At 37.2% G+C, this 6,817-nt stretch carries 16 protein-coding genes; 12 read left to right on the top strand and 4 right to left on the bottom strand.

Going from position 1 to position 6,817, the window contains the following annotated elements:
- Positions 1–186 precede the first annotated feature (186 nt).
- The 4 genes from ACTQ40_RS10025 to ACTQ40_RS10010 are packed head-to-tail and all read left to right on the top strand — an operon-like array spanning position 187 to position 1,889.
- Complete coding sequence (locus ACTQ40_RS10025) at positions 187–570, top strand: DUF1366 domain-containing protein (RefSeq protein ID WP_441549859.1); 384 nt, start codon at positions 187–189, stop codon at positions 568–570.
- 31 nt (positions 571–601) lie between these two features.
- Entirely contained in the window at positions 602–751 is a 150-nt protein-coding gene (locus ACTQ40_RS10020) for a hypothetical protein (RefSeq protein WP_441549858.1), read from the top strand.
- On the top strand, positions 752–1,150 hold the full coding sequence (locus ACTQ40_RS10015) for a phage holin family protein (protein WP_441564053.1): 399 nt from the start codon (positions 752–754) through the stop codon (positions 1,148–1,150). It begins immediately after the preceding gene.
- A gap of 4 nt (positions 1,151–1,154) precedes the next feature.
- Positions 1,155–1,889, top strand: coding sequence for a CHAP domain-containing protein (locus tag ACTQ40_RS10010; protein ID WP_441564051.1), 735 nt, complete (start codon positions 1,155–1,157; stop codon positions 1,887–1,889).
- 169 nt (positions 1,890–2,058) lie between these two features.
- On the opposite strand, the gene ACTQ40_RS10005 is transcribed toward ACTQ40_RS10010, so the two are convergent.
- The 4 genes from ACTQ40_RS10005 to ACTQ40_RS09990 form a co-directional block, all read right to left on the bottom strand.
- Positions 2,059–2,313: a hypothetical protein gene (locus tag ACTQ40_RS10005; protein ID WP_441564050.1), complete on the bottom strand. Its 255-nt coding sequence runs from the start codon at positions 2,311–2,313 to the stop codon at positions 2,059–2,061.
- A 71-nt stretch (positions 2,314–2,384) separates the two neighbouring features.
- On the bottom strand, positions 2,385–2,612 hold the full coding sequence (locus ACTQ40_RS10000) for a hypothetical protein (protein ID WP_441549854.1): 228 nt from the start codon (positions 2,610–2,612) through the stop codon (positions 2,385–2,387).
- A 66-nt stretch (positions 2,613–2,678) separates the two neighbouring features.
- On the bottom strand, positions 2,679–2,954 hold the full coding sequence (locus ACTQ40_RS09995) for a hypothetical protein (RefSeq protein ID WP_441549853.1): 276 nt from the start codon (positions 2,952–2,954) through the stop codon (positions 2,679–2,681).
- An 83-nt stretch (positions 2,955–3,037) separates the two neighbouring features.
- Complete coding sequence (locus ACTQ40_RS09990) at positions 3,038–3,382, bottom strand: DUF7222 domain-containing protein (protein ID WP_441549852.1); 345 nt, start codon at positions 3,380–3,382, stop codon at positions 3,038–3,040.
- Positions 3,383–3,636: 254 nt separating this feature from the next.
- On the opposite strand from ACTQ40_RS09990, the gene ACTQ40_RS09985 reads away from it, so the two are divergent.
- The 8 genes from ACTQ40_RS09985 to ACTQ40_RS09950 all read left to right on the top strand — a co-directional run.
- Positions 3,637–3,870 (top strand): DUF739 family protein, encoded by a 234-nt coding sequence (locus tag ACTQ40_RS09985; RefSeq protein WP_441564048.1) that lies wholly within the window; start codon positions 3,637–3,639, stop codon positions 3,868–3,870.
- A 13-nt stretch (positions 3,871–3,883) separates the two neighbouring features.
- Entirely contained in the window at positions 3,884–4,120 is a 237-nt protein-coding gene (locus ACTQ40_RS09980; protein ID WP_149969365.1) for a hypothetical protein, read from the top strand.
- A gap of 24 nt (positions 4,121–4,144) precedes the next feature.
- On the top strand, positions 4,145–4,666 hold the full coding sequence (locus ACTQ40_RS09975) for a hypothetical protein (protein WP_441564046.1): 522 nt from the start codon (positions 4,145–4,147) through the stop codon (positions 4,664–4,666).
- The gene (locus ACTQ40_RS09970) at positions 4,659–4,784 is read left to right on the top strand and encodes a hypothetical protein (RefSeq protein ID WP_441564044.1); all 126 of its coding nucleotides are present in this window, start codon (positions 4,659–4,661) and stop codon (positions 4,782–4,784) included. Before ACTQ40_RS09975 ends, ACTQ40_RS09970 begins: the two co-directional genes overlap by 8 nt.
- Positions 4,762–5,097: a hypothetical protein gene (locus ACTQ40_RS09965; protein ID WP_441549848.1), complete on the top strand. Its 336-nt coding sequence runs from the start codon at positions 4,762–4,764 to the stop codon at positions 5,095–5,097. The genes ACTQ40_RS09970 and ACTQ40_RS09965 overlap by 23 nt, the downstream gene beginning before the upstream one ends.
- Positions 5,084–5,998: a phage replisome organizer N-terminal domain-containing protein gene (locus ACTQ40_RS09960; RefSeq protein WP_441564042.1), complete on the top strand. Its 915-nt coding sequence runs from the start codon at positions 5,084–5,086 to the stop codon at positions 5,996–5,998. The genes ACTQ40_RS09965 and ACTQ40_RS09960 overlap by 14 nt, the downstream gene beginning before the upstream one ends.
- A 220-nt stretch (positions 5,999–6,218) precedes the next feature.
- The gene (locus ACTQ40_RS09955; RefSeq protein ID WP_441549846.1) at positions 6,219–6,578 is read left to right on the top strand and encodes a hypothetical protein; all 360 of its coding nucleotides are present in this window, start codon (positions 6,219–6,221) and stop codon (positions 6,576–6,578) included.
- A 1-nt stretch (position 6,579) separates the two neighbouring features.
- Positions 6,580–6,817, top strand: a 238-nt coding sequence (locus ACTQ40_RS09950) for a siphovirus Gp157 family protein (protein ID WP_441564040.1), incomplete at its 3' end; no start/stop codon positions are given.

The following is a 6,817-nucleotide window of genomic DNA, read 5'->3' as shown; positions in this document are numbered from 1 at the left end:
TTATTACTGTGCCAACGAAATATGTATCTAAAGACTTGATGTTAGATGCTAGTGCTTGGTATGTGAATAATACAAAAGATAAAAAAGCTCAGCTTAATGCTGACGGTGGATTGCATATAATTGGAGCTGAAGCAAATCAACGCTATTGTGGTCAGATAGTTTGGGCATATTAAAAGGAGGAAAGAAATGAGATTAGAATTTCAACGGAAGTCATTAGACTACAACCTAGACGGCAGTCTACGTGGTACTGTCGTGACGCTTGGGAACGTAGAAAATAGCTATGTTCCTATTCTTTTGCCCGGTGACCAAACGGCTTTGGGAAATCAAGAATTGTTTGAATTAGCTCTTGAAAAGCACTACCAAGAAAACTTCCCACAACGTGCAGAAAACGAGAAATTTAACTTGCTCGGTGAAAAAATCGCACAAGCGGACGAAGCTACCGATAGGATGAACAAACAATACATAAAAATGGAGCAATTCATGAAAATGATGTCTCAAACTATCAACGAAGCAATCATGTCAATCGCGGCAGGTAAAGAAGATGATAAAACTACTATTGAAAGTGAGTAATTTTATAAAAATGTTAAAAGGAGAAAACGAAATGGCTATTATTAACTACTACACAATGCAAATCGTGGATTTTGGATGGATTACAATTGATGACGTTCCTTTGCGGTACCGTGAAAAAGTACGTCAAATGGTCGAACTTGCGACAGCTGGTTCGAAAGAAACTGGCGAGGAGGTTGGATAGATGCAGTTTAATATATTTGAATCACTACGAGCCGTTATTGCAACAGAAGATGGACTCATCATCTTTTTGCTTGGACTAATCGTAACCATGGAAATCATTGACTTTTTCTCTGGCGCGTTTGCTGCGGTTATCAATCCAGGCATTGAATACAAGTCAAAGATTGGAATTAACGGCCTACTTCGGAAAATTCAAGGGATTGTATTGCTCACAATTCTAATTCCTATGTCTGTTTTGCTTCCTGAGCAGACGGGCGTGGCCTTTTTGTATACAATTTACATTGGCTATCTTATCTTGACATTTAAGTCTTTGGTCGAAAACTACGGAAAAGCCAAAGGTGATACCACAATCTTTGAGAACGTGACAACTACGCTTGAAAAACTAATCGGTCGGAAGGAGTGATAGTATGACAACTGCTCAGGATGTTGTTAATTACAGCAAAAACCTAGTCGGTAAAAAGGTAACTGTGCCTACAAATCCGTACGGTGGCCAGTGCGTAGCCTTTAATGACCACATTGTTCAGCACTTTACAAACGGAAAGAAAAATCTTGCTTATACCAATGCCAAGGATACGCTAGCAAAGGCAGCGCAGCAAGGTCTGATTGTAGTTTACAACGACCATCCAGACAAGTATCCACAGCCGGGCGATTCTATTGTGTACGATTGGGGTACAGACCCTTATGGACATATTGGTATCGTAATTGAAGCGGATCCTAATGTCTTACATACATTAGAGCAAAACGTGGACGGATATCGAGACGAAAATGGCAATGGTCAAAATGACCAATTAGAAATCGGTGGTGGTGGATATGTGCGAGAAATGCATCGCAATGTATCTGACTATCAATATGTTACAGGGTGGTTTAGGCTAAAATATGACGAACCAAAGCCAAAAGAAGAAAAGAAAGAAGAGGAAAATGATATGTTTACAATTTCAGCACCAGGACGCGGTATCGGACTAGTCCAAGGGGGAACATTCTTCCCAATCTTGGATGCGAAAGATCCAATCGCCTTTTGGGAAGCAGGAGTCAAGAATATTGCGGTAAGTACAGCAACTTTCGACTCATTCCAAGGCAAGGCTCAAAAGTCTAGCTTGGACGATGCGACAGTTAAGAAATTGATTGACGGTATCAATAAATAAAAATCAGCCCTAGCGATTGCTGGGGCTTTTTTTGTGTGCAAATTGCTTAAATTTTAAACCTTTTCTACAAAATGGTATAAACCATTTTCGAATTTGCAAACAGCCCAGCCTTCAACAGGTTCAGCTGTTAACGTGCAAAACTTTGGCGAGTAGACACGTTAAGAGTTTTTTAGTATCCTTTAGTTGTTGTTTGATTGAATTCAAAATCAATGTTTTCGATGTAATTGATAACATTTTGGAATGCTTCCGCACCTTCGATACCATAGTTGATTTCATTTTTTGCAATGTTTCCAAAGAATGGATAATCTTCGAATAATTCTGAATTGAAATTTTGGTTATGGTATTCTGTTTCAAGAATATCGATGATATCCCATTGATTGTATTTTTTGTTAATCAATTCTTGATAGATTTCAATTGCTTTCATGATGTTTTCCTCCTGCCCTGTGGGCTTTTGTTATCTTTATGGTTTAATTATATCATAGTCATGTGACTATGTCAAGTGTTTTCTTTAAAATATTTTAATTTTTTTTCGATACGTTCCTGCAAGTCTTTCAAATCCTCAAACTTGGCACGTTTCTCAATAAAATTTCTTGCAGTGCTGCGAGCGTTTAAGTACTGTTTTCGTTGTCTGTTTTCCTCGCTTGCGTGATAGTAGCGTTTGTCAGCTTCACGCTGTTGAGCTTGTGTTGCATACCCTCTACGTTTTTTGATCTCTTTTTGCATTTTGTTTATTCCTTTCTGATTGCCTTTAATTAGTTGTAAGTTATTGATTATACCAAGCCCTTTTGACTATTTTATTTTAACCACATGAGTTTTTAAGCGATAATCCGTCCAATTTTTATTTTTAATCCACATTGGAAAATCTATTATAACACTAGTTATATTTTGCCATTGTCCGTTATAATTGCCTTGTAAAACAATTGTACCAAGTTGTAACCTCATTTCTTGCCTAGTGACACCAAAAAATTCGCATATACCTTCAATCATTTGTTTCTTGTGTAAAGTCATTTCTTTTGTTGTCCTAAAAGTTTCACTAACCTTTTGCAATTCTTTTGTTTGTTCCATTTTGTTTTCCTCCAAAAAATGTTTTTATTTTTTAATGACTAGCAGACCCTCGCAAGCCTGCTGACGGCTTGAACTGTATAGTCTTATTCTGTTTCCATTGTCGCGACATATTCTTCAAACATTGCCCAAATTACAGTGTTTTTATTATACTCTGAGTTAATAGCAACGTCCCAATTGTGGAATAATTCAAAAGGATTTAACCCGGTTTCTTCTGTCAATTCCTCAAGCCAATCGTTGCATTCATCCTCAAAGTTATCAAATAATTCAGTTGTTTCCCAAAAATAGATCAATCCGTCAACCATACCTGAGATACAACCGTGTTTTGCTAGATATTCATCAAATTTTTCTTTGCTATCGTAACCCTCAACAGCTGACTCGTATATTTCATTAAAAGCCTCGTGTATAGTTTCCATGTTATCGTATTTCATTTTAATTTCCTCCTGCCCTGCGGGCTTTTGTTATCTTTATGGTTTAATTATATCATAGTCATGCGACTATGTCAAGTGTTTTTATAAATAAATTTTAAAACGTTATATTATATAGTAGAAATAAGAAAAGTTTAGGATAAGAAACAAAAAAATATCAAAAAAATAATAAAAAGTGTTGCATTATTGTTTTTATTAGTGTATAATAAGAGTATAAAGTTCATTAAATGAACAATAAAATAAAGAAGGGAGCCAATATGGTTTACGATTATTCAAAACTAAAAGGACGTATCGTCGAGAAGTTCAGCACTAGAGAGAACTTTGCAAAGTCCTTGGGTGTAACAACTAAGTCTATCTCCGAAAAGTTGAACAATAAAACAATTTGGAAACAACCAGAAATTTCTAAAGCTATAGAATTGTTATCTATCTCAGGCGAAGATATTGAGTTATATTTCTTTAAAAAGAAAGCTAATGACACAGAACAAGAATAGAAAGGAGCATAATATGTCAGAAATTATCGGTGGACTAGCAGTCCTTGGATTTATCGTGATGCTTAGCGCATCAAATGCTATCTTTGAAATTCGTAAACTGGAGCGTGAGCGAAAAGAGCGGGATTTGAAAGCGCTGAAAGAACAAGAAGATTGGCTCCTGGTGCAAAAAGGGATTGCCATGGAACGGGCTACATTTACCAAAATGGCCCAGGCAACGTTGGCTAAAGGGCCGTGTAAAGAAATTGTGTAATTTGCGTAATGAAAGGAATTGAAAATGAATAAAAAATTTGAATTATTGCTCGATGACACCATCGAAACGTTCGGTAGGAAACTATTCCGCATAAGATCCAAGGTTGCTTTTGGAAGTGTAGAAGTAGATGAAAAAGGCGGATATATCGAGAAGGAAGGTAACCTATCTCAATCTGGCAACGCTTGGGTATATGGCGACGCTCGGGTATATGGCGACGCTTGGGTAACTGGCAACGCTTGGGTAACTGGCAACGCTCAGGTATCTGGCAACGCTTTGGTAACTGGCAACGCTAGGGTATCTGGCAACGCTCAGGTATCTGGCAACGCTAGGGTATCAAAGACAAGCGACTATATCGTTTTTAAAAACACATGGTCCAGTTTTAGATGGTTTACTTACACAAAATCAAACAAAATGTGGAATGTTGGCTGTTTTTCTGGCACAGGTCAAGAATTGATTGAAAAGGCTTATAAAGACAACGAAAAATCTGGTAAGAGTTATGAAGCATATGTAAACCTAGTACTTGAATTGGAGAAGCTGGATGACTGACAAAGAGAAACTAGAACAAATCATCCTGTCTCTTGAAAAATTTCAACGGACAGGGGATGTAGAGCATTTAGAAGATATTGAAAGGATATTGGAAGATGACGGAACTGACGACTGTTGAAGCAAACGTGTTGAACATTATCCTACCGTATCGCTTCGATAACCCTATCAAATTTGAAAAAGTGCAGGAACGAACAAAGCTAGGTAGACGCACTTTGCAAAATGTGCTAGAAGCCATCAAAAAGAAAGGACATCCAGTAGGCAGCCATAAGACAGCACCATTTGGGTTATATATGGCTATGACCAAGGAAGAACTTGAAATTGGTATGAGAGCGAATGTGAAGCAGGCAGAAACCACACTTGAAACCGCACGAATTCAACGCAACATTGATTTTGAAGAGTATTGGAGACGAGGTATAAATGGCAGACAATAGAAAATATTATTACTTAAAACTAAAGGAAGATTTCTTTGAAAGTGATGAAGCTGTCGTTTTGGAAAGTATGCCAGATGGCTATATTTACAGCAATATCTTATTGAAATTATATCTAAGAAGCCTTAAAAACGATGGTATTCTCATGTTTAACAACCTTATCCCGTATAATTCGCATATGTTGGCAACTATTACAAGGCATCAAGTCGGAACTGTTGAGAAAGCTGTAAATATATTTAAGGACTTACAACTTATTGAGATTTTGGATAACGGCGCAATCTATATGACCAATATCAAAAATTTTGTAGGAAAATCAAGCAAAGATGCTGATAGAAAACGAGCAGGATATAACAAAATAAAGCAAGTTGGAGAAATCTCCACCATAGGAACGGAGAAATCTCCACCAGAGATAGAGATAGAGATAGAGAAAGAAATAGAGAAAGATATAGATATAAATATAGAGTTAGATGTAGATGATAAAAAAACCACCACCGGCACAAGCATTCAAAATTATTATCAACAAAGAATTGGTCCATTAGATGGTTTTCAGTTTCAGCAACTGACCGAATATGTCACTTTAGATGGTATGGATGTTGATGTTGTTATCAGAGCAATTACAGAAGCTGCTGACAACGGCAAACGGAATTTCAAATATATCTTGGCTATCCTACGCAATTGGAAACAGAATGGCATTAAGACTATTGTCCAAGTCGAAGAGCGAGAACGACAGCGAATCGAACAAAAGGTCAACTACTCTAACAGTGGAAACAATACACAACCTCAGCGAACAAATGTTCCAACTTGGTCAACCGAGCCAGTAAAGACCGAACAGACTACAGAAGGACAAGCAAAGTTAGCAGAACTCTTTGCTGAGTTAGAGGCAATGGAGGGTGCTGATGATTAAATACACAATCCGATGCAAGGAATGTCAATCATATAGTACAGTGACAAACGAAGACGACTGCGAGCTAAACTGTCCTAAATGCTTATCTGAGCAATTGGTTGTCATCTACAAAGATGCGTTACCAGAACCAGAAGACGAAGACAGAGCCTATGACGAATGGAAAGACAATGTAGCGAAGGGCTACCAATAGCGAAAAAGAAAGACAAAAGAGGAAAAGAAAATGACAATGTCAAACGAAACAAAAATGCTTGCAACAATGATTTTAGAAATTGCTGAGACAGCTAACAAATGGGTTTCTCGTCCAGAAAGAAGCACTATAAAGTTGGTTGATGAATATATTGAATCAAATAAAGCGTATAAGATTGAAACTGACGAAGACGGTGACACAGAAAAGGTTTTTGCTGGAGTTAAAGACGAGCAATTAGATCGTATTTTGAAGCATCTGAAAACATCGTTAGAACGAGACGGAAATGACATTTCCCGTTATGCGGAAGAAATTTCAAACAAGGGCGAGCGTCAATTGAGTTTAATCAAAACAATAGTAAAGCATTATGCTGATGTAAATACGGAGGATTTATAACATGGCACTATTATACGAACTAGAAGGAGTTTACGCAGAATTGCAAGCAATGGAATTAGGCGATGAAACCTTCAACGATACATTAGAAAGTATTGACTTCCAAGAAGACTTGGAGCGGAATATCGAATATTTTGTCAAGCTATTAAAAAATGCAGTTTCTGATGCAGAGAGTTTCAAACAGGCAAAACAGGAATTTTACGAAAAAGAAAAAAACGCAAAGGCTAAAGCGGAAAAATACA

It is taken from the genome of Collinsella sp. Sow4_D11 (assembly GCF_052116465.1).
GTDB lineage: Bacteria > Actinomycetota > Coriobacteriia > Coriobacteriales > Coriobacteriaceae > Collinsella.
Note: the sequence above shows the minus strand (reverse complement) of the source record. Positions and strands in the feature narration are given on the sequence as shown.

Coding starts and splice junctions, on each gene's coding strand:
- ACTQ40_RS09970 (WP_441564044.1), top strand. CDS start 4,659: ATGACTGACAAAGAGAAACTAGAACAAATCATCCTGTCTCTTGAAAAA.
- ACTQ40_RS10015 (WP_441564053.1), top strand. CDS start 752: ATGCAGTTTAATATATTTGAATCACTACGAGCCGTTATTGCAACAGAA.
- ACTQ40_RS09985 (WP_441564048.1), top strand. CDS start 3,637: ATGGTTTACGATTATTCAAAACTAAAAGGACGTATCGTCGAGAAGTTC.
- ACTQ40_RS10005 (WP_441564050.1), bottom strand. CDS start 2,313: ATGAAAGCAATTGAAATCTATCAAGAATTGATTAACAAAAAATACAAT.
- ACTQ40_RS09995 (WP_441549853.1), bottom strand. CDS start 2,954: ATGGAACAAACAAAAGAATTGCAAAAGGTTAGTGAAACTTTTAGGACA.
- ACTQ40_RS10000 (WP_441549854.1), bottom strand. CDS start 2,612: ATGCAAAAAGAGATCAAAAAACGTAGAGGGTATGCAACACAAGCTCAA.
- ACTQ40_RS10020 (WP_441549858.1), top strand. CDS start 602: ATGGCTATTATTAACTACTACACAATGCAAATCGTGGATTTTGGATGG.
- ACTQ40_RS09980 (WP_149969365.1), top strand. CDS start 3,884: ATGTCAGAAATTATCGGTGGACTAGCAGTCCTTGGATTTATCGTGATG.
- ACTQ40_RS09990 (WP_441549852.1), bottom strand. CDS start 3,382: ATGAAATACGATAACATGGAAACTATACACGAGGCTTTTAATGAAATA.
- ACTQ40_RS10025 (WP_441549859.1), top strand. CDS start 187: ATGAGATTAGAATTTCAACGGAAGTCATTAGACTACAACCTAGACGGC.
- ACTQ40_RS09965 (WP_441549848.1), top strand. CDS start 4,762: ATGACGGAACTGACGACTGTTGAAGCAAACGTGTTGAACATTATCCTA.
- ACTQ40_RS10010 (WP_441564051.1), top strand. CDS start 1,155: ATGACAACTGCTCAGGATGTTGTTAATTACAGCAAAAACCTAGTCGGT.
- ACTQ40_RS09955 (WP_441549846.1), top strand. CDS start 6,219: ATGACAATGTCAAACGAAACAAAAATGCTTGCAACAATGATTTTAGAA.
- ACTQ40_RS09960 (WP_441564042.1), top strand. CDS start 5,084: ATGGCAGACAATAGAAAATATTATTACTTAAAACTAAAGGAAGATTTC.
- ACTQ40_RS09975 (WP_441564046.1), top strand. CDS start 4,145: ATGAATAAAAAATTTGAATTATTGCTCGATGACACCATCGAAACGTTC.